At 71.2% G+C, this 22,870-nt stretch carries 24 protein-coding genes; 11 read left to right on the forward strand and 13 right to left on the reverse strand.

The window, feature by feature from the left end:
• Positions 1 to 167: 167 nt before the first annotated feature.
• Entirely contained in the window at positions 168 to 1,076 is a 909-nt protein-coding gene (locus ACWGJB_RS38680; RefSeq protein ID WP_453384724.1) for a 2-hydroxy-3-oxopropionate reductase, read from the reverse strand.
• 42 nt (positions 1,077 to 1,118) lie between these two features.
• Positions 1,119 to 1,958 (reverse strand): TIM barrel protein, encoded by an 840-nt coding sequence (locus ACWGJB_RS38685; protein ID WP_453384725.1) that lies wholly within the window; start codon positions 1,956 to 1,958, stop codon positions 1,119 to 1,121.
• A gap of 132 nt (positions 1,959 to 2,090) precedes the next feature.
• Between ACWGJB_RS38685 and polX the strand changes: the two genes are divergently transcribed.
• Positions 2,091 to 3,830, forward strand: coding sequence for a DNA polymerase/3'-5' exonuclease PolX (polX, locus tag ACWGJB_RS38690; RefSeq protein ID WP_453384726.1), 1,740 nt, complete (start codon positions 2,091 to 2,093; stop codon positions 3,828 to 3,830).
• A gap of 58 nt (positions 3,831 to 3,888) precedes the next feature.
• Here polX and ACWGJB_RS38695 read toward each other — a convergent pair whose 3' ends face one another.
• Positions 3,889 to 4,356: a zinc-binding dehydrogenase gene (locus tag ACWGJB_RS38695; protein WP_453384727.1), complete on the reverse strand. Its 468-nt coding sequence runs from the start codon at positions 4,354 to 4,356 to the stop codon at positions 3,889 to 3,891.
• 456 nt (positions 4,357 to 4,812) lie between these two features.
• Here ACWGJB_RS38695 and ACWGJB_RS38700 point away from each other — a divergent pair, with 456 nt between their 5' ends.
• From ACWGJB_RS38700 to ACWGJB_RS38730, 7 genes are all read left to right on the forward strand, one after another.
• Positions 4,813 to 5,067 carry a hypothetical protein gene (locus tag ACWGJB_RS38700; protein WP_360475219.1) on the forward strand — a complete coding sequence of 85 codons (255 nt, stop codon included), beginning with the start codon at positions 4,813 to 4,815 and terminating at the stop codon, positions 5,065 to 5,067.
• Positions 5,064 to 5,432: a helix-turn-helix domain-containing protein gene (locus ACWGJB_RS38705; protein WP_360475216.1), complete on the forward strand. Its 369-nt coding sequence runs from the start codon at positions 5,064 to 5,066 to the stop codon at positions 5,430 to 5,432. The genes ACWGJB_RS38700 and ACWGJB_RS38705 overlap by 4 nt, the downstream gene beginning before the upstream one ends.
• A 126-nt stretch (positions 5,433 to 5,558) precedes the next feature.
• Positions 5,559 to 6,071, forward strand: a complete 513-nt coding sequence (gene uraD, locus ACWGJB_RS38710; protein WP_453384728.1) for a 2-oxo-4-hydroxy-4-carboxy-5-ureidoimidazoline decarboxylase — start codon at positions 5,559 to 5,561, stop codon at positions 6,069 to 6,071.
• A gap of 4 nt (positions 6,072 to 6,075) precedes the next feature.
• Entirely contained in the window at positions 6,076 to 6,471 is a 396-nt protein-coding gene (uraH, locus tag ACWGJB_RS38715) for a hydroxyisourate hydrolase (RefSeq protein WP_453384729.1), read from the forward strand.
• A 3-nt stretch (positions 6,472 to 6,474) separates the two neighbouring features.
• Positions 6,475 to 7,422 (forward strand): factor-independent urate hydroxylase, encoded by a 948-nt coding sequence (gene pucL, locus ACWGJB_RS38720; RefSeq protein ID WP_453384730.1) that lies wholly within the window; start codon positions 6,475 to 6,477, stop codon positions 7,420 to 7,422.
• A 120-nt stretch (positions 7,423 to 7,542) separates the two neighbouring features.
• Positions 7,543 to 8,919, forward strand: coding sequence for an 8-oxoguanine deaminase (locus ACWGJB_RS38725; protein ID WP_453384731.1), 1,377 nt, complete (start codon positions 7,543 to 7,545; stop codon positions 8,917 to 8,919).
• A 331-nt stretch (positions 8,920 to 9,250) separates the two neighbouring features.
• Positions 9,251 to 10,597, forward strand: coding sequence for a nucleobase:cation symporter-2 family protein (locus tag ACWGJB_RS38730; protein WP_453384847.1), 1,347 nt, complete (start codon positions 9,251 to 9,253; stop codon positions 10,595 to 10,597).
• Positions 10,598 to 10,806: 209 nt separating this feature from the next.
• On the opposite strand, the gene ACWGJB_RS38735 is transcribed toward ACWGJB_RS38730, so the two are convergent.
• Positions 10,807 to 11,601, reverse strand: coding sequence for a helix-turn-helix domain-containing protein (locus ACWGJB_RS38735; protein WP_453384848.1), 795 nt, complete (start codon positions 11,599 to 11,601; stop codon positions 10,807 to 10,809).
• 102 nt (positions 11,602 to 11,703) lie between these two features.
• Here ACWGJB_RS38735 and ACWGJB_RS38740 point away from each other — a divergent pair, with 102 nt between their 5' ends.
• On the forward strand, positions 11,704 to 12,558 hold the full coding sequence (locus ACWGJB_RS38740; RefSeq protein ID WP_453384732.1) for an NAD(P)H-binding protein: 855 nt from the start codon (positions 11,704 to 11,706) through the stop codon (positions 12,556 to 12,558).
• 40 nt (positions 12,559 to 12,598) lie between these two features.
• Here the strand turns inward: ACWGJB_RS38740 and ACWGJB_RS38745 are convergent, their stop codons facing one another.
• Positions 12,599 to 14,053 carry an MFS transporter gene (locus ACWGJB_RS38745; protein WP_453384733.1) on the reverse strand — a complete coding sequence of 485 codons (1,455 nt, stop codon included), beginning with the start codon at positions 14,051 to 14,053 and terminating at the stop codon, positions 12,599 to 12,601.
• Positions 14,054 to 14,186: 133 nt separating this feature from the next.
• Between ACWGJB_RS38745 and ACWGJB_RS38750 the strand changes: the two genes are divergently transcribed.
• A complete protein-coding gene (locus ACWGJB_RS38750) occupies positions 14,187 to 14,588 on the forward strand; it encodes a winged helix-turn-helix transcriptional regulator (protein ID WP_360475189.1) in 402 nt (133 codons plus the stop codon).
• Positions 14,589 to 14,643: 55 nt separating this feature from the next.
• On the opposite strand, the gene ACWGJB_RS38755 is transcribed toward ACWGJB_RS38750, so the two are convergent.
• The 5 genes from ACWGJB_RS38755 to ACWGJB_RS38775 all read right to left on the reverse strand — a co-directional run bounded on the left by ACWGJB_RS38755 (position 14,644) and on the right by ACWGJB_RS38775 (position 18,329).
• Positions 14,644 to 15,066 carry an acyl-CoA thioesterase gene (locus tag ACWGJB_RS38755; protein ID WP_453384734.1) on the reverse strand — a complete coding sequence of 141 codons (423 nt, stop codon included), beginning with the start codon at positions 15,064 to 15,066 and terminating at the stop codon, positions 14,644 to 14,646.
• An 85-nt stretch (positions 15,067 to 15,151) separates the two neighbouring features.
• Positions 15,152 to 15,790, reverse strand: coding sequence for a hypothetical protein (locus tag ACWGJB_RS38760; RefSeq protein WP_453384735.1), 639 nt, complete (start codon positions 15,788 to 15,790; stop codon positions 15,152 to 15,154).
• 148 nt (positions 15,791 to 15,938) lie between these two features.
• On the reverse strand, positions 15,939 to 16,547 hold the full coding sequence (locus ACWGJB_RS38765; protein WP_453384736.1) for a histidine phosphatase family protein: 609 nt from the start codon (positions 16,545 to 16,547) through the stop codon (positions 15,939 to 15,941).
• 3 nt (positions 16,548 to 16,550) lie between these two features.
• Positions 16,551 to 17,081: a hypothetical protein gene (locus ACWGJB_RS38770; protein WP_453384737.1), complete on the reverse strand. Its 531-nt coding sequence runs from the start codon at positions 17,079 to 17,081 to the stop codon at positions 16,551 to 16,553.
• A gap of 39 nt (positions 17,082 to 17,120) precedes the next feature.
• The gene (locus tag ACWGJB_RS38775; protein WP_453384738.1) at positions 17,121 to 18,329 is read right to left on the reverse strand and encodes a pyridoxal phosphate-dependent aminotransferase; all 1,209 of its coding nucleotides are present in this window, start codon (positions 18,327 to 18,329) and stop codon (positions 17,121 to 17,123) included.
• 81 nt (positions 18,330 to 18,410) lie between these two features.
• Here ACWGJB_RS38775 and ACWGJB_RS38780 point away from each other — a divergent pair, with 81 nt between their 5' ends.
• Positions 18,411 to 19,037: a winged helix-turn-helix transcriptional regulator gene (locus ACWGJB_RS38780; protein ID WP_453384739.1), complete on the forward strand. Its 627-nt coding sequence runs from the start codon at positions 18,411 to 18,413 to the stop codon at positions 19,035 to 19,037.
• Positions 19,038 to 19,088: 51 nt separating this feature from the next.
• On the opposite strand, the gene ACWGJB_RS38785 is transcribed toward ACWGJB_RS38780, so the two are convergent.
• From ACWGJB_RS38785 to ACWGJB_RS38795, 3 genes are all read right to left on the reverse strand, one after another.
• Positions 19,089 to 19,892 (reverse strand): hypothetical protein, encoded by an 804-nt coding sequence (locus tag ACWGJB_RS38785; protein ID WP_453384740.1) that lies wholly within the window; start codon positions 19,890 to 19,892, stop codon positions 19,089 to 19,091.
• The gene (locus ACWGJB_RS38790) at positions 19,892 to 21,157 is read right to left on the reverse strand and encodes a VWA domain-containing protein (RefSeq protein ID WP_453384741.1); all 1,266 of its coding nucleotides are present in this window, start codon (positions 21,155 to 21,157) and stop codon (positions 19,892 to 19,894) included. Before ACWGJB_RS38790 ends, ACWGJB_RS38785 begins: the two co-directional genes overlap by 1 nt.
• Positions 21,158 to 21,264: 107 nt before the next feature.
• Complete coding sequence (locus ACWGJB_RS38795) at positions 21,265 to 22,797, reverse strand: IucA/IucC family protein (RefSeq protein ID WP_453384742.1); 1,533 nt, start codon at positions 22,795 to 22,797, stop codon at positions 21,265 to 21,267.
• Positions 22,798 to 22,870 lie beyond the last annotated feature (73 nt).

A 22,870-nucleotide genomic window follows, 5' to 3' on the forward strand; every position in this document is an offset into this window, starting at 1 on the left:
CCTTCCGTGCGGGTGTCAGCGGAAATCCATTTCCGCTTTGTGGAGCCTAGGATCGGGTCGGCTGGGGCGTCAACAGTTTGTTGAAGTGGTTTCCGGGCGGCGCCGCCGCCTGGGCGCGACAGGACAGTTGTCAGCGACGGCGCCGCCCGGAAGTCATGGGGTACGGCTCAGACCTGGGCGCCGGAGAGGCGCTCGACCGCGCGCAGCAGCGCGGAGTGGTCGAGGCCGCCGTCGCCCTGCGCGCGCAGGGAGGCGACCAGTTGGGCCACCACGGCACCGACCGGCAGGGCCGCGCCGACGTTGCGGGCCGCGTCGGTCACGATGCCCATGTCCTTGTGGTGCAGGTCGATCCGGAAGCCCGGGACGAAGTCGCGGTTCAGGAAGTTGTCCTTCTTCCGCGTCAGCACGGTCGAGCCGGCCAGGCCGCCGTTCAGCACGTCCAGCGCGGCCGTCAGGTCCACGCCGGACTTCTCCAGGAAGACCACGGCCTCGGCGCACGCCTGGATGTTCACGGCGACGATCAGCTGGTTGGCGGCCTTCACGGTCTGGCCGGAGCCGTGCGGACCGCACAGCACGATGGTCCTGCCCAGCGCCTCGAATATCGGCTTCGCGGTGTCGAAGTCGGCCTGCTCGCCGCCGGCCATGATGGACAGCACGGCCTCGATCGCACCGGCCTCGCCGCCGGACACCGGCGCGTCCAGGACCCGGACGCCCTTGTCCCGGGCGGCCTTCGCCAGGTCGACGGAGGTCTGCGGGGTGATGGACGACATGTCGATCAGCAGCGCCCCGGGCTTCGCGTTCTCCAGGATGCCGTCGGGACCGTAGGCGATGGCCTCGACCTGCGGCGACGCGGGCACCATCGTGATGACCACGTCGGCGTCGCGCACGGCCTCGGCGATCGAGGGGGCCGCGGTTCCGCCGGCGGCGGCCAGCCGGTCCAGCTTCTCCTGCTCCAGGGTGAAGCCGGTGACGTCGTAACCCGCCTTGATCAGGTTTTCGGACATGGGGGAGCCCATGATGCCGAGGCCGATCCAGGCGATGGCCGGGTGGGTCGGGTTGGAGGAATGGGTGCTCATGATGGAGGTGCCTCTCTCAACTGCTCTGCGAAGTCGGGGGGTTCAGCGGGCGGCGCGGGCGGCGCGCGGGAGCCAGTCGAAGGCCTCGGCGCTCGGACGGTCGCCCGGCTTGTACTCCAGGCCGACCCAGCCGTCGTAACCGGCCTTCCGCAGCCGGTCGAGCAGCTCCTCCAGGGGGAGCGAGCCCGTGCCCGGGGCGCCGCGGCCGGGGTTGTCGGCGATCTGCACGTGGCCGGTCTTCGCGGCGTACCGCTCGATCACCGACGGCAGGTCCTCGCCGTTCATGGACAGGTGGTAAAGGTCCATGAGGAAGCGCGCGTTGCCGAGTCCCGTGGCCTCGTTGACCTTGTCGACGACGGCGATACCGGCGGGTGCGCTCACCAGCGGGTACCGCGGCGACTCGGGGCGGTTGAGGGTCTCGATCAGGAGCACCGCGCCGATCCGGTCGGCCGCGCGGGCCGCGAGTACCAGGTTCTCCAGGGCCAGCGCGTCCTGCTCGGCCGGGTCCACGCCCTTGACGCGGTTGCCGTACAGCGCGTTGAGCGCCTTGCAGCCGAGCGACTGCGCGAAGTCGGCCGCCACCTCGATGTTGGCGCGGAACCTCTCCGACTCCGCGCCCGGGATCGACAGGGCGCCCCGGTCGGGGCCGGGCAGCTGTCCGGCGTAGAAGTTCAGGCCCGTCAGCTGCACGCCCGCGTCCTCGATCGCGCTCCGCAGTGCGTCGAACTCGGACCGCTCGGGGGCAGGGGAGTCGACCCAGGGCCACCACAGCTCGACCGCGCCGAAGCCGGCCGCGGCGGCGGCCGCGGGGCGCTCCAGGAGCGGGAGTTCCGTGAAGAGGATCGACAGGTTGACGTTGAAGCGCTGCTCTGCAAATCCCATGGGGGTCGGCGCTCCCTTCCGCTGTCTGTATTCCGTATTACGGAAGTTGGTTTCTGCTTAATGGAAGACTGCCTGTGACCGGGGAGAGCTGTCAAGAGCGCCCGCGCAAAAGCCGCGCCCTACCCTGAAGGCATGGCACGGTCCAACGACGAGGTCGCCGCGCTGCTCCAGGAGTACGCGGACCTGATCTCCATCACCGGTGGAGACGCCTTCCGGGCGCGGGTCTACGAGAAGGCCGCCCGGGCGGTCGGCGGTCACCACGCCGATGTCGCCACGCTCGACCTCAAGGGGCTCCAGGACATCCCGAACGTCGGGAAGTCGATCGCCCAGAAGGTCCTGGAGTTCTTCGACCAGGGCAGCGTGTCCGCCGTGGAGGAGCTGCGGGCGAAGATCCCCGCCGGGGTGCGGCGGCTGACCGCCATCCCCACGCTCGGCCCCAAGAAGGCGATGGCGGTCTACGAGGAGCTGGGCGTCTCCTCGGTCGAGGAACTGGCCGAGGCCATCCACCAGGAGCGGCTGCGCGACCTCAAGGGCTTCGGGCCGAAGACCGAGGAGAACCTCCTGCACGGCATCGAGCTGCTCCGGTCGGCCGGGGGCCGGGTGCGGATCGACGTCGCGATGGACCTGGCGGAGGGCATCGTCGAAGCGCTGTCCGCGGTGACCGGCTGCGAGAAGTGCACCTACGCCGGTTCACTGCGCCGCTACCGCGAGACGATCGGTGACATCGACATCCTCGTCGCGGCGAAGAAGTCGGCGCCGATCATGCGGGCGTTCACCGAACTGCCGTACGTCACCGAGGTCATCGGGCAGGGCGAGACCAAAACGTCGGTCCGCACCGGCAAAGGGCTCAACGTCGACCTGCGGGTCGTACCGCCGGACTCCTGGGGCGCGGCACTCCAGTACTTCACCGGCTCCAAGGCCCACAACATCCGCACCCGTGAGCGGGCCGTGCACCAGAAGCTGAAGCTCTCCGAGTACGGGCTCTTCGACGTCGAGAGCGGCGAGAAGATCGTCTCGGAGACCGAGGAGGAGGTGTACGGCCGCCTCGGCCTGCCCTGGATCCCGCCGCCCCTGCGCGAGGACCGCGGCGAGATCGAGGCGGGGATGCGGGACGAGCTGCCGGAGCTGGTCACCGAGGCCGACCTGCGCGGTGACCTGCACACCCACACCGACCTCACCGACGGGCTCGCTCCGCTGGAGGAGATGGCCGAGGCGGCCGCCCGGCGCGGCTACGCGTACTACGCGATCACCGACCACGCGCCCGACCTGGCCATGCAGCGCATGACGGACGAGCGGATGCTGGCCCAGCGGGAACGGGTGCGCGAGCTGGACGGCACGTACCCCACCAGGGGCCGGCGCGGCGGCCTGCGGCTGCTGCACGGCACCGAGCTGAACATCGGCCCCGAGGGCGAGGTGGACTGGCCGGACGACTTCCTCGCCGGGTTCGACCTGTGCGTGGCCTCGATCCACTCGCACTTCAACCAGGGGCGCGACGCGCTGACCCGGCGGCTCGTGCGGGCCTGCGAGAACCGTTACGTCCACATCATCGGCCACCCCACCACCCGCCTCATCGGCAGGCGGCCCGGCGTCGACGCCGACCTCGACGCGGTCTTCGCGGCCTGCGCCCGCACCGGTACGGCCCTGGAGATCAACGCCCACCCGGACCGCCTCGACCTGCGCGACGAGGACATCCTGCGGGCCCGGCGGCACGGCGTGAAGTTCGCCGTGAACAGTGACGCCCACGCCGTCCCTCATCTGGCCGTCATGCGCTACGGCATCGGCACGGCCCAGCGCGGCTGGCTCACCAAGGACGACGTGATCAACACCTGGCCGGAGCGGCGCCTGCGGAGTTTTCTGCGCAACCGCGGCTGAGCCGGGAGGCTGCCCCTGATGAGCCCGCCGGATTCTCCCGAGGCCGCGGACGCGGAGTTCAGTCGAAGACGATGACCCGGCGTCCGACCACGTCGCCGTGGCCCAGGGCCTCCAGGTTCTCGTTGACGTCTTCGAGCCGGACCTCGGTGACGTTGTGCGTGACGAGACCGGCTTCGGCGAGGGAGAGCACCTCGACGAGGTCCAGGTGGTTGCTCCAGAAGGAGCCGAGATACGACAACTCCGTGCCGACGAAGGGGAACTGGCGGTGTTCGACGCGGTCGCTCATGAGGCCGACGGCCGCCGGCGCGCCCTCCGGGCCCTGCAGGTCGAACCCCATGGAGATGGACGCCTCGCTGCCGACGCAGTCCAGGACGGCGTGGATCGTCCGCCGGCCGGTCAGCCCCTCCAGTTCGTCCTGGATGGCCTCGGTGGACTTGTCCCTGACGTTGATCCCGTAGTCCGCGCCGTTCTCCTTCGCCACGTCCAACCTGCGGTAGCCGTGCATCCGAGCTGCCCGCATCTGCATCGGGCGGCCTCGTTTTCGTCAGGACCAGCGGACGCCGGGTTCTGACCCGCGAACAACGGAACACCAAGTCTGAGCGGGCCGCCTGGGACCGGCAACTCGGAGCCGGTCAGAGGTCGTATGCGATGCGGCGAACCGAGGGAGCAGTGCGTGATCGAAGATCTGGAGAGCTGAAGAACTGGGGGTGTCCGAGACATCGACCTCTGCCGCCATGGACTTCCTCCTGTTCAGCCACGCGATCGCGAGGGCCACCATGTACGGCACGTTCGAGCGGGCCCAGGGCTGAACCACCGGGCGAACGGCCTGACAGACGGCCGGGCGCAGGGGCGCCCCGGTCGGCTAGGGTCGGCTCGTGGCGGACGCAGCGGCTCCGTCGCGGTGGAATTGACTGGCCCGGGATGCGTCGCGGCTGTGCAGCGGTCGGCGAAGCGCAGGTCAGGGACGTTTTCTGGGGGCGCAATGCGATTGAGAGTGGAGTTCACGACCGAGCCCTTCGATCTCGACGAGGCACCCGCACACGCGCTGGTCGCCCGTGAGGTCATCGAGGGTGCTCAGCTGGACGCGGTGGATGTCGGACCGTTCGGGAACACGGCGGAGGGCGGCGCCGACGCCGTGCTCACCGCCGTGGACGCGCTGCTGCGTCAGACCCTGGAGGCCGGGGCCACCCGGATCTCGCTCCAGGTCAACGTGGTGGGGGAGGACGGCGACAAGTGACCGGAAACGCGGACGAGCCCTTCATCACGGCTGTCAAGCCGCTGGTCGACGCCATGGGCGGGGAGCTGCTCCCGCCCGACGAGGCCGGCGCCGACGACGTCGTGCTCGCCTGGGAGGGCGTCGACGTGGTCGCCGTACGGCTGCCGCAGCTCGCCGACTCGCTCGACCACATCCTGGCCGCCATGGAGCGCAAGCAGGGCAAGCCGCTGGCCGACCTGGACCGCAAGGCCAAGCAGGAGGTCGTGCGCATACTGGAGGCGCGGGGTGCCTTCTCCGTACGGCACGGTGTGGAGACCGTGGCGGGTGCGCTCGGCGTGAGCCGCTTCACCGTCTACAACTACCTGAACCGCGAGAAGGAGAGCTGACCCGCGGGTTGGGCCCGGGGGTTGTTACGCGGAATTTTCAACAAAGTGTTGACGCTGGGTTCCGGAGGGCGTTAGCTAACGGCAGCCCGTTCAGCACGAAGGCCGCCTACGGCCACGGAGGCTCCCGTGACGTCGACTTCCACGCCCCCGGGTCTGGCCCGGTTCAATGATCTGGAGGAGCAGGCGGCTCTCGCCGCCCTCCACGAGGCGTGTGCCTCCACCGCATGGGCCCGGCGACTGCTCGCCACCCGCCCCTACGCCACCCCCGAAGCCCTCTACTCGGCCAGTGACGCGGCCATGGCCGCACTGGGCCCGGCGGACCTGGCGGAGGCCATGGCCGGACACCCGCCGATCGGCCGCCCCAAGCCCGGCGACCCCACCTCGGCACGCGAGCAGTCCGGCATGGCCGGCGCCGCCGAAGCGCTCAAGGCGGAGATGCTCGAACTCAACCTGGCGTACCAGGAGAAGTTCGGCCATGTCTTCCTGATCTGCGCCACCGGCCGCGGCGCCGAGGAGATGCGGGACGCGGTCAAGGAGCGGATCGGCAACGCGCCCCAGCAGGAGCGGGAGATCGTCCGCGCCGAACTGGGCAAGATCAACCGCATCCGGCTCGCCCGACTCGTCGCAGAGGACGCCTGACACCATGAGCACCAGCACCACCGCCTCCGTGTCCACCCACATCCTGGACACCTCGCTCGGCCGTCCCGCCGGGGGCGTCGCCGTCCAGCTGTCCGCCCGCGAGGGCCGTGATGCGGGCTGGCAGGCGCTCGGCGGCAGCGCGACCGACACGGACGGCCGGTGCAAGGACCTGCCGGCGCTGCCGGAGGGGACCACCCACGTACGGCTCGACTTCGCCGTGGAGCCGTATTTCGAGAAGAAGCAAGCCGATGCGCAGCAGGACGCCCCCGCGAATCGGGACAGCGGACCGGCCGTGTTCTTCCCGGAGGTGGCGATCACGTTCGCCGTCGTACCGGGCGAGCACTACCACGTACCGCTGCTGCTCAACCCGTTCGGCTACTCCGTTTACCGAGGGAGCTAGCTAATGACCGCCAATTCACGCCCTGCCCACTCTGTCATCCTGGGACAGAACCAGTACGGCAAGGCCGAGAACCGGGTCGTGAAGATCACGCGGGACGGTGCCACCCACCACATCAAGGACCTGAACGTGTCGGTGGCGCTCTCCGGCGACATGGACGAGGTCCACTACTCCGGCTCCAACGCCAACGTCCTGCCGACCGACACCACCAAGAACACGGTGTTCGCGTTCGCCAAGGAGCACGGCATCGAGTCGGCCGAGCAGTTCGGCATCCATCTGGCCCGGCACTTCGTGACCAGCCAGGAGCCGATCCAGACCGCCCGGATCCGGATCGAGGAGTATGCCTGGGAGCGCATCGAGGCCTCCGACGCCAACTCCAAATTCATCGGCGCGGACGAGGTCAAGCACTCCTTCGTACGCAAGGGCCAGGAGACCCGGCTCACCCAGATCACCTACGACGGTGAGTCCTGGGAGGTGATATCCGGCCTCAAGGACCTGGTCGTGATGAACTCGACCAACTCCGAGTTCTGGGGGTACGTCAAGGACAAGTACACGACCCTCCCCGAGGCCTACGACCGCATCCTCGCCACCCAGGTCTCCGGCCGCTGGCGGTTCAACTGGACCGACGACGAGCAGCAGATGCCCAACTGGGAGAAGTCCTACGAGCAGACCAGGAAGCACATGCTCCAGGCCTTCGCCGAGACGTACTCCCTCTCGCTCCAGCAGACGCTGTACCAGATGGGCTCGCGCATCCTGAACAACCGCGGCGAGATCGACGAGGTCCGCTTCTCGCTGCCGAACAAGCACCACTTCCTGGTCGACCTGGAGCCGTTCGGGCTCAAGAACGACAACGAGGTGTACTACGCCGCCGACCGGCCCTACGGCCTGATCGAGGCGACCATCCTCCGGGACGGCTGCGCGGCGAAGATCCCGGTGGACCTCACCAACCTCTGATCCACCCCCGCATTCTCGGCACCCGCGGCCGGTGACGCCCAGCGATCCGGCCGCGGCACTCAAATCCCCGGGGTCCTGCCGTGCCCTCACCACAAGTCCACTGAGCGAAAAGGACGAATCATGGCAGCAGACCAGCGCACCGTCATCGAGAACTGTTCGATCGCGACCGTCGACGCCCACGACACCGAGTACGCGAGCGGGTACGTCGTCATCGCCGGCAACCGTATCGAGTCGCTCGGCGCGGGCCGGGCACCCGAGGGCCTGGAGAACGTCGTACGCCGTATCGACGCCACCGGCCATCTGGTGACGCCCGGCCTGGTCAACACCCACCACCACTACTACCAGTGGATCACCCGGGGCCTGGCCACCGACCACAACCTCTTCAACTGGCTGGTCGCGCTGTACCCGACCTGGGCGCGTATCGACGAGCCGATGGTGTACGCGGCCGCCCAGGGCTCGCTCGCGATGATGGCCCGCGGCGGTGTCACCACCGCGATGGACCACCACTACGTCTACCCGAAGGACTCCGGCGACCTCTCCGGCGCCATCATCCGCGCCGCCCGCGAGACCGGCGTCCGCTTCACCCTCGCCCGCGGTTCCATGGACCGCAGCGAGAAGGACGGCGGACTGCCCCCGGACTTCGCCGTAGAGACCCTCGAAGGCGCCCTCGCCGCCACCGAGGCGACCGTCAAGGAGCACCACGACCCCTCCTTCGACGCGATGACCCAGGTGGCCGTCGCCCCTTGCTCGCCATTCTCCGTCTCCACCGAACTCCTGCGGCAGGGTGCTGAGTTGGCCCGTCGCCTGGGGGTGCGCCTGCACACCCACGGCTCGGAGACCGTCGAGGAGGAGCAGTTCTGCAAGGAGCTGTTCGGGATGGGCCCGACCGACTACTTCGAGTCCACCGGCTGGCTCGGTGAGGACGTGTGGATGGCGCACTGCGTCCACATGAACGACTCCGACATCGCCGCCTTCGCCCGCACCAGGACCGGTGTCGCCCACTGCCCGTCGTCCAACGCCCGCCTCGCGGCCGGCATCGCCCGCGTCCCCGACATGCTCGCCGCCGGCGTCCCGGTCGGCCTCGGCGTGGACGGCACCGCGTCCAACGAGTCCGGCGAACTCCACACCGAACTGCGCAACGCCCTGCTGATCAACCGCCTCGGAGCGCACCGGGAGGCCGCCCTCAACGCCCGCCAGGCGCTGCGCCTCGGCACCTTCGGCGGCGCCCAGGTCCTCGGCCGCGCAAGCCAGATCGGCTCCCTGGAACCCGGCAAGCTCGCCGACCTGGTGCTCTGGAAGCTGGACACCCTCGCCCACGCCTCCATCGCCGACCCGGTGACCGCCCTGGTCTTCGGCGCGGCCGCCCCGGTCACGGCCTCCTTCGTGAACGGCCGTCAGATCGTCGAGGACAACCGCCTGCTGCACGTCGACGAGGACGCGATCGCCCGCACCACGCGTGCCGAGGCCCGGCGGCTGGCACACATCGCAGCACACTGACTCCTTGACTCCTCTCCTCCGTACGGCACTTGAGGTACGGAGTTCGCGGTACGGCATTTCAGCGGTACGGCATCTCAGCTCCGGCCAGGAGGGACGGCTCCCGGCCGGCGGCCGTGGACCCCGGCAGGGTCCATGGCGGCCGTCTCCTGGGCGCGTGCTTCCTCGCGCGCGCCCGGGAACGGTCACCGTCCCCCCCAGTCGGTCCCGCACGACCGCACACGCACCACCTCCCTGAACCCCGCGTCAGAGCCGACGTGTAACCGACCGGAGGAGAGCCGCAGTGTCCGACCAACAAGTGCATCCCGTCGATGAGAAACTCCCCGCCCTGAAAATGGCGACCACAGGCCTTCAGCACGTCGCCGCCATGTACGCCGGAGTCGTCGCCCCGCCCCTGATCGTCGGCGCGGCCATCGGCCTGTCCGGCACCGAACTGACCTTCCTCACCGGCGCCTGCCTCTTCACCGCGGGCCTCGCCACCTTCCTGCAGACCCTCGGCATCTGGAAGATCGGCGCCCGGCTGCCCTTCGTCAACGGCGTCACCTTCGCCGGGGTCGCCCCGATGACCGCGATCGCCGCCTCCACCCACGACAAGTCCGACGCCCTGCCGGTCATCTTCGGCGCGGTGATCGTCGCCGGCCTCCTCGGCTTCCTCGCCGCCCCCTTCTTCAGCAAGGCGGTCCGCTTCTTCCCGCCCGTCGTCACCGGCACGGTCATCACCCTCATCGGCGTCTCACTGCTCCCGGTGGCCTTCGGCTGGGCACAGGGCCCCGACCCGGCGGCACACGACTACGGTGCGGCCAAGTACCTGGGCCTGGCCGCCGTGACCCTTCTCGTGGTCCTGCTCCTGCGCCGCTTCACCCGGGGTTTCGTCAAGCAGGTCGCCGTGCTGATCGGCCTGGTCGCCGGCACGGTCATCGCGCTGCCGTTCGGCGTCACGGACTTCGGCCCGGTCGCGGACGCGGACGTCGTCGGCTTCCCGACCCCCTTCCACTTCGGCGCCCCGCAGTTCCACATCGCCGCGATCCTGTCCATGTGCGTGGTGATGGTGGTCTCGATGACCGAGTCGACCGCGGACATGCTGGCGCTGGGCGAGATCGTCGAACGGCCCGCGGACGAGCGGACGATCGCGGCCGGGCTGCGCGCCGACACCCTCGGCTCGGCGATCAGCCCGTTCTTCAACGGGTTCATGTGCAGCGCCTTCGCCCAGAACATCGGCCTGGTCGCGATGACCCGGATCCGCAGCCGGTTCGTGGTCGCGGTCGGCGGCGGCTTCCTGGTGCTGATGGGCCTGTGCCCGACGGCCGCCTCGCTGATCGCCGTCGTACCCCGGCCGGTGCTGGGCGGCGCGGGCGTGGTCCTCTTCGGCTCGGTGGCGGCCAGCGGCATCCAGACCCTGGTCAAGGCCGGCCTGGACAAGGACGAGAACGTGCTGATCGTCGCCGTCTCGCTCGCCGTAGGCATCGTCCCGATCACCGTGCCGGACTTCTACCACGCCTTCCCGGAGACCGCCCGGATCGTCCTGGACTCGGGCATCTCGACGGGCTGCGTGGCGGCCGTACTGCTCAACCTCGTCTTCAACCACCTGGGCCGGCGGCACGCGGAATCGAAGGGGACGGCCTCCGAAGCCCCAAAGACCCCGGGGGCCGTGCCACTCATATCGCCTCAGTCGATCTCGTAACCATCCCCGTACACCTTCCACTCGAGGGGATTCACACGCGGGCGTCGAGGAAGGCGTCGAGATACTTCTGCCGGGGCCGCGCATGACCATCGCGGCGTAGCAGACGAACGGGCCGAGCGTGCCGAGACCGTCCTTCTCGGCGCGCGCCACGGCCGGGGCGGACATGATCCCGCAGCACGGCAGCCACGACCGCCGTCGCGCATCCGACTTCAGCCCGCGGTCCGGGCAGCCCGGCAGGGGCTGAGTGCGGGGAGGCGGCCGGTCAGGTAGGAGCGGGGCGGGACACCCATCAGGGCACGGAAGTCGGTCGTCATGTGCGACTGGTCGAAGTAGCCGGTGGCGGCCGCCAGTTCGGACCAGCCCGCGCTGCCCGCCCGGGCGGCGAGGGTGCGGACACGGTCGATACGGGCGTAGTGCTTCGGGGAGACACCGACGCCGTCGGTGAACAGGTTCCGCAACTGACGCTCGCTCACCGCCAGTTCCCGGGCCACGTCCCGTACCTGGGCGGGCGCCCGGTCCAGCCGCACCGACAGGGCCTCGACGCCCGCCCGCAGCAGCGCCGTCCGGGCCGGATCCGACTGCTCCGACAGCATCCCGGGCAGCACCTCGGTGATGCGCGGCAGTGCCTCCCGCGGGTCCAGCCACCGCACCTCACGTGCGAACCGGCGGGCCACCCCGCCCGGCAGGGCGTCCAGCGGCACCACCCGGCCGACCAGCCCCGCGGCCGGAACACCCAGCAGGGGCCGGGCGGTTCCCGGAGCGAGGCGCAACTCCACACACGCGATGTGCGCCTTGCCCTCGTGGTAGGTCGCCCGCACCCGTGGCCCGACGGCCAGGACGTCACGCGTCCCGTCCCCCGTCACCCGCAGCACCACCTTGGTCACCGCGTCCGGCAAATGGACGAACGTCCCCTCGGGCCGCTCGGCGAAGGACATGGTCCGCACCTCGGCGACCCACGGGCGCAGCCCCTCGGGCGGGGTCGGAAGCGACTGGGCGATGGTCATCGGCACGCTTCCACCGTAAGCGGGCCGCGCCACCGTCCGGGCGGCCCGGCCGTGCCGGAATTTCCAAGAGCCGGCCACCCGGACCCGGCCATCGTGGTCCGCATGATTCTGGTGACGGGTGCCACGGGCACCATCGGCAGTGACGTCGTACGACAGTTGGCCGCGCGCGGTACGAAGGTGCGCGCGCTCACCCGCGACCCGGCGAAGGCGCGGGTGCCCGCCGGGGTGGAGGTGGTACGCGGGGACTACGGCGACCCCGCCTCCCTGGACGCCGCGCTGGCCGGGGCGACGGCCGCGTTCCTGCTCCGGCCGCCCGGTCCCGACGGGGGAGCGGACGCGGCGCTGGTCGCCGCGGCACGGACCGCGGGCGTGCAGCGGCTGGTGAAACTCTCCGCCATCGCCACCGGCGATCCCGCCTCCGGCCCCTCCGCGCAGTGGCATGTCGACGGCGAGCGGGCGGTGCGGGACAGCGGGCTCGCCTGGACGGTCCTCCAGCCGTCGTCGTTCGCCTCCAACACGCTGACCTGGACGAAAGCGCTCGGGGCGGGCCAGCCGGTGCCCAACATGACCGGGGACGGCGCCTCGGGCGTGATCGACCCGCGCGACATCGCCGAGGTCGCGGTGCGGGCCCTGCTCGATGCCGGGCACGCCGGGCGGACGTACGTCCTGACCGGTCCCGAGGCGATCACCGTGCCCGGCCAGGCCGCCGTGCTCGCCGAGGTCCTCGGCCGCCCGGTCCCGACCCGGGACCTGTCACCGGACGAGACCCGTGACTTCCTCCGCACGGCCTGGGGCATGGACGGGAGCCGGGTGGAAGGCGTCCTGACCGGCCTGGCGTTCGTCCGCGCCGGAGGCAACGCGTCGGTCACCGAGGACGTGGCCGAGGCGCTGGGCCGCCCGGCCCGGACCTTCCGTACCTGGGCCGAGGACAACAGAAGCCTCTTCGAGTCGAGTTGAGGCGCTCCGGCGCAGGGCCCGCAGCGGCCGTGGTACCGGCTCACCGGTTCCGCGGTCGCAGTACCGCCGCCGCCAGCACCAGGGCGGCCAGCGTGATCCCGGTGGCCGCCCGGAACGCCAGCCGGTAGCCCTCCGCGGTGGCGGGGATCAACTCCGCACCCCGGTCGAGGAGTCCGCCGGTGCGGCTCGCCGCCAGCGTGCTCAGTACCGCCAGCCCCAGCGAACCGCCCACCACCTGCGTGGTGTTGAACAGCCCGGACGCCAGGCCCGCGTCCTCCGCGCGCGCCCCGGACATCGCCAGCCCGGTCAGCGCCGGCATCGCCGCGGCGAATCCGGCGGCGAGCAGCAGCAGCGGCGGCAGCACGTCGACGGCGTAAGAGGCCCCGACCGGCAGCCGGCTCAACAGGGCCGTCCCGGCGACGATCAGCACCAGACCGCAGAGCAGGACCCGGTACGCGCCGTAGCGGGCGATCGTTCGCGCGGACAGCCCCAGCATCAGCAGCCCGATCACGACCGGCGCCGGCAGAAACGCCGTGCCGGTCGCCAACTCACCGTAGCCGAGGACACGTTGGAGGTACAGCGCGCCGAGGAACTGGAAGCCGTACATCGTCGCGATCATCAGCACCTGTACGGAGTTGGCACCGGCGAGCAGCCGGGAGCGCAGCAGCCGCAGGCGCAACAGCGGGCGTCGGGCACGTGCCTGCCGGAGGGTGAACGCCGCGAACAGGGCGACGGCCAGAGCCGTCAGGAGGAGAGTGGCCAGCGGGCCGCGGTCGCCGGCGCCGACGATGACGTAGACCGTGAGCATCAGGGCGCCTGTGACCAGCGCGGCGCCCGGGAAGTCGGCGCCCTGGCGCAGGCTGGCGCCCCGCTCCGGGGCGAGGATCCGGGTGGCCACGAACCAGGCGGCCAGCCCTGTCGGCAGGTTGATCAGGAAGATCCAGTGCCAGCTCAGCGCCTGGGTGAGCGCCCCGCCCAGGAAGGTGCCGAGCGCGCCGCCCGCCGCGCCGACCGCGCTGAACACCGCGATGGCCCGGCCCTGTTCACGCGGCTGCGGGTAGAGGGCGACCAGCATGCCGAGCACCACCGCGGAGGTCATCGCGCCGCCCACGCCCTGCATCGCCCGCGCCGCGATCAGCACCCCCTGCCCGGTCGCCACCGCGCACAGCAAGGAGGCGACCGTGAACAGCGCAAGGCCCGTCGTGAACATCCGCTTGCGGCCCAGCAGGTCGCCGAGACGCCCCGCCAGCAGGAGCAGCCCGCCGAACGGGATCAGGTACGCGTTGACGACCCAGGCCAGCCCGGGACCGCTGAAACCCAGGTCGCCCTGGATGGCCGGCATCGCCACCGTGACGATGTTGCCGTCGAGGACGGTCATCAGGGTCCCCGCGCACAGAACGGCGAGGGACGCCCAACGGGGGTATGTTCGTGGGAGTGCCACCGGGGCCGCCGGTGTCGGCGGTGTCGGCTTCGGTGTTCCGGTCGTGGTCGACATGGCCTCAGGCCTCCGCAATCGCCGTAGAAACTCACCAGGCAGCTGAACAGGAACCGATCGTGCACAAGGTGCATGACTTGTAACGGAGTTCATGGTGAGTGACCATGGGGGGGAGACGTAAGGAGGCAGCTCGATGTCCCAGAGGAACACCGGTGTAACCGTCCAGGTCGTGAACGCGGGCACCTGCCCGGTCCGCGAGGTTCTTGACAGGGTCGCCGGCAAATGGAGCGTCCAGATCCTGGTCGCGGCCTCGCACGGCCCCATCCGCTTCACCGAGCTGGAGCGCGGTATCGAGGGCATCAGCCGCCGGATGCTGACCCTCACCCTGCGCAACCTGGAGCGCGACGGGCTGGTGACCCGCACCGTGTATCCGACCGTGCCGCCGAAGGTGGAGTACGGACTCACTCCGGTGGCCCTGGAACTGCACGAGACGCTGCAGCGGCTGACCGACTGGGCCGAGCGCAACCGCGGCTACATCGCGCAGGCGCGGGCGGCCTACGACGCCGAGCACCAGCCCGAACTGCTCGACGCGTAGACGGCGTTGACCGCGTGGCCGGTGTCGCACCGGGCGGTGGCGGTGCGCCGGACCCTCAGAAGCCGAACAGGTCCGGGGCCGAGGCCAGTTCCTTGAAGACCTCGCTCGGACGGTCGATCAGCCGCCTGGCCTCGAGGTCCAGCAGCCCGCCCACCGCGTCCACCTCGGCGGCCAGCGTGCCGTCCGCCTTGGTGATCGACTGGAGCAGCCGGAACGTCTTGCCCTGGCTCCATTCGAACACGCAGGTCACATCGACCTCGTCACCGGCGAGCAGCTCCCGCTTGTACCGGATGGTCGTCTCCAGCGCCACCGGGCCCAGGCCTCGCCTGCCCAGCCCGGCCTGGGTGATCCCGGCGGCCTGGAGCAGCGACCAGCGGGCGTGCTCGGCGTAGTTGAGGTACACCGCCTGGTTCAGATGGCCCTGCACATCGGTCTCGTAGCCACGGACCGTCACGCGGACGGAATACGGTTCGCTCACGACTTCCCCTTCTCGCGTACGACGTCTCGTGCACGACGTCTCGTGTACGACGCACTGATCCTTTGTCGGCATCCTGGCACGGCCGTCACACTCGGCGCGGCGATGCCAGCAGATAGCGCGTTCGAGTCCGCGGCTCCGTGTACTCGCCGGTCTGCCACCCCGCCCGCTCCAGGGTGGCCGCGCACGCCCGCAGCGGCTCGCCCGCCGGCGCGTACACGGCGACCGCCTCGGGCTGCGGGGTGGCCCGCACCCGGTAGCCGGCGGTAGCCGGTCCCTCGGGCGGGTGCCCGGCCGCCTCCAGGGCGAGCGCGGCGGCCCGCACCAGATGCGTACGCTCCCAGCCGCACGGCCGGTCCGTGGCGCCGTCGGGATTGGTCATCCGGCGCAGCTCCAGAAGCCCCTGCCAGGCGCTGTGCACCTCCCGTGCCCGGGCGGGCCCGTCGGCGGCGACCTCCTCACCGCCGACCCGCGCGGCGAACACCCGGTCCGGCTCGGCCGGGGCCACCGCCGGGGCCACCGTCGGGGGCTGCGGAGCCGCCTCCTCCTCCCGTATCCGATGCCCCGCGGGCGTCAGAAAGTGGTCGTGCGGCGGCCGCGGATGCCGAAAGGCGAGCCCCCGCTTCACCAGCGCCGCCAACTGCGCCTCCGTACCCCGCAGCCGCCCGCTCACCGGATCGGCGGCATCGATGACCCGCCGCTGCGCGGCGGTGGGCGGTCGGGTCACGGCGGGCTCCTCTCCGGCGTCGGTCCGTACGGACGCGTACGGTTCCGTGCCTCGAAGGCTACGACCGCACACTGACACTCGACCGGACGAAGATCATCGACCGCCGACCGCCGACCGCCGACCGCCGACCGCCGACCGCCGACCGCCGTTACCGGCCCGGCTCGCCCGGTCGGATGTTCCACCCCGCGATGACCGGGCGGTCGTGTTCCGTGCCGAGGCGGCACAGGGTGCCGGTCGCCAGTTGGAAGAGGGCGCCGTCGGACGGGGGCAGTCCGAGACGGCGGGCGGTCAGCACGCGCAGGAAGTGGCCGTGGGCGACGAGCAGCACGACCCCCTCCGTGTTGGCGAGGGCCGCCTCGACCTTGGACAGCATCCGGTCGGCCCGCTCACCGACCTGCTCCGGGGTCTCCCCGGGGTGCTCCGGCGGACCGGGCGCGACCCCGTCGGTGAAGAGGAACCAGCCCGGCCGGGTGCGCTGGATCTCCACGGTGGTCACGCCCTCGTAGCCGCCGTAGTCCCATTCCCGCAGGTCGGCGTCGACCCGGGCGTCGGGCACGCCGATCAGCTCGGCGGTCTCCCGGGCCCGCTGGAGCGGGCTGACGAAGGCGGCGCCGATGCGGTGCGAGCGGATCAGCGGCACCAGCCGCCGTGCCTCCTCCCGCCCGTGCTCGGTGAGGGGCACGTCGGTCCACCCGGTATGCCGTCCGGACCGCGACCACTCGGTCTCACCGTGCCGGACGAGAAAGACATCAGCCATAGGTCAGAGGCTATGAGCCCAGCGTTCCAGTTCGGCGAACTCACGCGCCCGTAGGCCGTGGCGGGGGTCGACCGGAAGGAGTAACGCGGGGGCGTCGTGATGGTCGGCGACATGGCGGACGTCCAGGTCGGTGACCATGTCGTCCACCCAGACGAACGGCCGCCCGGCCGCCCACGCCACGACGGACCGCGTCTTCCAGTACAGCCCGTCCGGATCCTTGGCGAACAGCTCGGGCCACTCGATGACGGGCAGCTCGGGCAGCCCGACGGCCGGACCGATCATCTCGTTGGCCTCATGCATCCAGGTGGTGGCCCAGGCCGGCTCGTACGGCAGCGCGAGCAGCCGAGCCCCGTGCCCCGGGTGCAGCCGCACCCGCAGGCCGCGGCGCAGCCTGCGGGAGCCGGGCCGCTGGCGGGCGGACCAGTTCGCCGGGTGCAGTCTGTGGGTCACGTACCCGCGATGCCGCAGCAGCCGGGCCCGGAACGGGTTGAGGGGTCCGTCGACGTCGAGGAGGAGCAGCGGGCGCTGGGTCATGGGGATGGGTTACCCGGGTTGCCCGGCCCGGGCACGGTCCTACTGCCGGTATCCGCTCAGGAACCGCCCGATCCGGCCGATCGCGGTCTCGAGGTCGTCCGCGTACGGGAGGGTGAGGATGCGGAAGTGGTCCGGGGCGGGCCAGTTGAAGCCGGTGCCCTGGACGACCTGGATCTTCTCCTGGAGGAGCAGGTCAAGGACGAACTTCTCGTCGTCGTGGATCGGGTGCACCTTGGGATCGATGCGAGGGAAGGCGTACAGGGCGCCCTTGGGCTTCACGCAGCTCACGCCGGGGATCTCGTTGAGCTTCTCCCAGGCCACCGTGCGCTGCTCGTGCAACCGGCCGCCGGGGACGACGAGTTCGCGGATGGACTGGCGGCCGCCGAGCGCGGCCTGGATGGCGTACTGGGCGGGCGCGTTGGCGCACAGCCGCATGGAGGCCAGCATGGTGAGGCCCTCCAGGTAGTCCTTCGCGTGCTGCTTGGGGCCCGTGACGACCAGCCAGCCGGAGCGGAAGCCGGCCACCCGGTAGGTCTTGGACAGGCCGCAGAAGGTGAGGACCACCAGGTCGGGGGCGAGGGCCGCGGCCGAGTGGTGGACGGCGTCGTCGTACAGGATCTGGTCGTAGATCTCGTCCGCGAAGACCATCAGGCCGTGCCGGCGGGCCAGGTCGAGGATGCCCTCGACGATCTCCTTCGGGTAGACGGCACCCGTGGGGTTGTTGGGGTTGATGATGACCACGGCCTTGGTGCGGTCCGTGATCTTCGACTCCATGTCGGCCAGGTCCGGGTACCAGTCCGCCTGTTCGTCGCAGAGGTAGTGCACCGCCTTGCCGCCGGCGAGGGTGGTCACGGCCGTCCAGAGGGGGAAGTCCGGGGCCGGGATGAGGACTTCGTCGCCGTCCTCGATCAGCGCCTGTACGGCCATGGAGACCAGTTCCGAGACGCCGTTGCCGAGGAAGACGTCGTCGACGCCCACCTCCAGGCCGAGTGCCTGGTAGCGCTGGGCCACGGCCCGGCGGGCGGAGAGGATGCCGCGTGAGTCGGTGTAGCCGTGTGCCTGCGGGAGCATCCGGATCATGTCCTGGAGGATCTCCTCCGGTGCCTCGAAGCCGAAGACCGCCGGGTTGCCGGTGTTCAGGCGCAGCACGCTGTGGCCCGCCTCCTCCAGCGCGTTGGCGTGCTCGATCACCGGCCCGCGGATCTCGTAACAGACCTCGCTGAGCTTGTTGGACTGCCGGAACTCCATGCGCCCCTCCGGAAACTCGTGTTGCTTGGTTTTACCAAGTAGCAGCTTGGAAAGTCCAACATCTTGTCTAGACTGCGTCGCATGTCACCTCGCCGAAGCTACGACCAGTACTGTTCCGCGGCCCGCGCCCTCGACGTGGTGGGCGACCGCTGGACCCTGCTGATCGTCCGGGAGCTGCTCGCCGGTCCCCGCCGCTACACCGACCTGCACGCGGATCTGCCGGGGGTCAGCACGGACGTCCTCGCCTCCCGGCTGAAGGACATGGAGCGGGACGGGGTCACGACCCGGCGGCGGCTGCCCCCGCCGGCTGCGGCGTACGTCTACGAACTCACCCCGCGTGGGCGGGAATTGCTCCCGGTGATCCAGGCGCTGGGCAGGTGGGGGGAGCCCGAGCTGGGCGAGCGCCGGCCCACCGACGCGGTCCGCGCCCACTGGTTCGCGCTGCCGCTGCTGCGGGCTCTCGACGGCGAGGGGCTGGTCGAAGTCCGGCTCGGGGACGGCGACTTCCATCTGTATGCCGGCGCGGAGGACGGCCCGGTGTACGGCGACGGTCCCGCGCCGCGCGAACCGGACGCCCGGCTCGTGCTCGACGTCGGGACGTGTACGGCCCTGGCCCGGGGGGAGTTGACCCTTGCGGACGCGGTACGGGCCGGGCGGGTGACGGTGACCGGGGACGGTGCGCCGGCCAAGGGGCTGCGGGACGCCTGAAACGGCGACCGGGCCCGCCGCGAACGGTGCCCGGTCACCGGATACGTCAGGTCAGGCGCCCGGCGGCACCCGGTACGGCCGTCCCGCCCCTCGGGTCAACGCGTATCCGCCGATGCCGGCCAGCGCGGCCAGCACCCCGCCGATCCCGGTCCACACCCAGCGGTCGGTCCACCAGCCGGAGGACCAGCCGTCGTCCGAGCCGAAGCTGGAGAGCACCGCGGCCTTGCTGTCGTCTTCGCTCTTCCCGGAGCTGACCGCGATCCCGGGAACCAGTGGCTTCGCCAGCGAACCGTCCACCGCCGCCGAACCGCCGATGTCCTTCGAGTCCACCCGGACCTCGGCGCTCACCGGCTGGCCGAGGTCCGCGTTGCCGAGGTCCACCACCGTCAGCCGGACGTAGTACGTGCCGGGCAGCGGGTCGTTGGCCCACGGCTCCGACCAGGCCCGGACGGTGCGCGTCACGCAGGCCAGCTGCACCGAGGTGGTGCCCTGCGCGGCCGTGCGGGTCCCCGCGCCGTACTGGCAGGCCTGGCGGCGCCGCAGCCCGTCGTACACGTCGAGCTGCCAGGTCTGCGCCGCGTGCGAGTCGGGCAGCTTCACCGTCGCCTTGACGTCGGGGCGCTGGCCGGCGTCGGCGGGGAAGGACCAGTACAGGTAGTCGCCGGTCGATCCGCCGGCGGTGGCCTGCTGTCCCTGGTCGAGTTCGGTCGCCGTACGGAAGGACGTGCCCGCCTGGGTGGGCGCGCCGCTGTCCTCCGAGGCGCTGGGGGAGGGCGAGGCGTCGTCGGCGGCGGCCGGGCCCGCGGCCAGGCCCACCGCCAGCAGGGCGGCGCTCAACACACGTGTGATCGACATCAGTTGGTCCTCCAGACCGCTACCCGCCAGCGCGACACCCAGCCCCACACCAGACCCGCGAGGAAGCCGGTCAGCACCAGCGCCCCGAGCAGCCACCAGCCGCGGCCGAGACCGAAGGAGGCGACGTCGGACGCCTTCGACGGTCCGTCCACCACGTCGACCGTCAGCTCGACGGGCAGACCGGGGCTGGTCTTCACGCCGGACGCGGCCGAGAAGGAGTTGGTCACCTGGAGACAGACGGTCTCCGGGGTGGTGTCCTCGTCGTCGTCGCTCTCGGCCTTCGGGTACCGCAGACCGGTCGAGATGACATCCGTACGGCCCGTGCCCGACGCCTCGCCGCGCACGATCTCGCGTCCCTGCGCCGTCACCGCGCGCAGCAGCACCCCGTAGTCCGGGTTGACGGCCCGGTCGGCGGCGACGCTGACCGAAGCCCGCAGCTCCTGGCCGGGGTTGACGTCGACCTTGTACCAGCGCTGCTGCCCGAACTCCTCGCGGTCGGTGTACAGCCCGGACTTCAGCGCGGGCGCCGAGGAGCACTGGTCGGTGCCGTCCGTGGCCACCGGCGTCACCACCGGATCGGCGGCCCGGTCCACCAACTGCCCGACCCGGTCGGTCAGTTCCTCCTTGTGCTGGACGGAGGTGTAGGTGCCGCCGGTCGCGTCCGCGATGCAGCTCAGCTGGTCCCGGGTCTTGGCGTCCGGCACCAGTCCGAGTGTGTCGATGGTCAGTCCGACGCCCTTGGCGGCGATCTCGCGGGCCACCTCGCACGGGTCCAGCGGCTGGCAGGTGTCCTCGCCGTCGCTGATCAGGACGATACGGCGGGTCCCGGCACCGCCTTCGAGATCGTCGGCCGCCTTGAGCAGAGCGGGGCCGATCGGGGTCCACCCGGTCGGCGTGAGCGTGGCGACGGCGGTCTTCGCCTCGGTGCGGTCCAGGGTGCTGACCGGGTAGAGCTGCGCGGTGTCCTTGCAGCCGGTCTTCTTGTCGTTTCCGGCGTAGTTGGCGCCGAGCGTGCGGATGCCGAGCTGGACCCCCTCGGGCGTCGCGTCCAGCACCTCGTTGAACGCCTGCTTGGCCGCGGCCATCCGCGTCCCGCCGTCGATGTCCGCCGTCCGCATGGAACCGCTGACGTCCAGCACGAGCTCCACCTTGGGAGCGGCCTGGTCGGTCTCGTCGGCGGCCGCTCCGCCGGGGAACGCGATCCCGGCCGCCAGGGCGGCGAGCAGAGCGCAGACTCCCGCCGCCGTCCGTTGTGTTCTGATCATCGGCGGATCCTATTGATCAGAGGGGCCGGGCTCCAAAACGAGGTCCGGATGTCAAAAGGAGAGCGGCCGGCAGGCCAACGGAGGGTGGCGGGCGGGAAGGTGAGCGCTCACCGCCCGTCGGCCAGCGGATTCGGCAGTGCCGCCCAGTGGTCGCCGGGTGCCTCCGGCGACAGCCGCATCAGCGTCAACGCCTTCGCCGGCACCGGGCCTTCGAGGAGGGCCGTCAGGTCGGGGGCGGCGGGAAGGTCCCGTACGGCCGTCTCAAGCGCCGTCGCCAGGGCCGGTCCGGAACCCGCCGTGGCCGCCAGGGCGCCCGCGACCAGGGAGCCGAACAGCTTGCGGCGCAGAGTCGTTTCGTCGTCCGTGACCAGGCGTCCCGTCAGCTCGGGCGGGGTGATGCCGTGCCGGGTCAGACGGGCCGGGCTGAGGCGGATGTCGGCCAGGTCGCGGTAGACCAGCCGCAGCGGTACGCCGGTCCCGGACAGCACCACCAGGAGGTTCTGGCCGTGTGCTTCCAGGGCCACGCCCAGGTCCAGCAGCCGCAGCCCCACGGTCAGGGCGAGCCGGGTGAACTCGGCCAGCCAGGAGGGCGATTCCGGGAGGGCGGTGGTGGCCAGGGCGGCCACCGGCAGGACCCGCTCGCCCGGCGCAGCGTACGCCTCGGGCGACTCGCGGAACACGGCCGCCAGGTCGGGGGAGTCGGCGGTGGCCGCGCCCAGGGTGCGGGTGATGTGCAGGAGCCCGTCCGTGCGGGACGCCAGATCCGTGGCGAACGACGACAGGGTCATGGCCGCGTCGATCGAGTACGTCGAGATGTCCCGGACGGACGAGGTCAGCCGGGCGCTCAGCGCGGTCTTCACATGCGGTCCGCCGGGCAGGGCGAGGGTGCGCAGGGACATCAGGGGGTGCGCGGTCCGCCAGGGCTCGCCGGGGCCGCCCTTGAGGACATGGGCGGTCTGCCACGGATGCACCGGGATCAACAGCCGCCCGGCGTCCCGGAGTTCGTCCGGCCACTCGCCGGTCAGCAGGCAGTCCCCGGCCGCCACCGGAACCGTCTCCAGTCGCACCACCGGCCGGTGCTCCGGCCCGTACGCGAGCTGCTCCGCCGCCGAGAAGCCTGGCCGGGAGCGGCAGTTGGGGTGGAAGGGATGCCCGTCGACCATCCGCTGCTCCCACTCCCAGTCCCTCCCCCAGCCTTCGGCCGGGGGGACCCCCACGGGCCACTCCTGCGGAGGGAACTCCCGGTCCGCCCGCGAGAGCGCCAACGACGCCGCGCTGTGGCCGAGTTCGGCAGCGAACCCCGCCGAGTGCGGCCACCCCAGATCGGTCATCAACCGCGCCGGATCGTCGTACGACACCCCGTCCAGTCGTACGGCGGTCACATACGCGTCGGTGGCGTACGGATCCGCGCGCGGGCCGTGCAGCGCGCGTCCGTCGGCCAGCCACAGGGCCAGGCTGTGCGCCCCGCGCATCCGGCGCGTCACCCACGGCAGCGGCTCGTGCGCCAGCGCCCGCCACAGCCGGGTCAGCACCGCCGCCCGGGCACCGGCCAGCTCGGCCGTGTACCCGGACACCAGGTCCGGCCGCGCCTCGGCCAGCTCCGTGGCGAGCTGTGTCTCGATGGGGGAGGGACGGTGCACGGGAGGGCTCCTCGGGTACGGGTTCGACGGTCATGATGGCTGATGACGGCAGACATACTGATCGTGATCGGAC

The organism is Streptomyces sp. NPDC054813 (assembly GCF_053611365.1).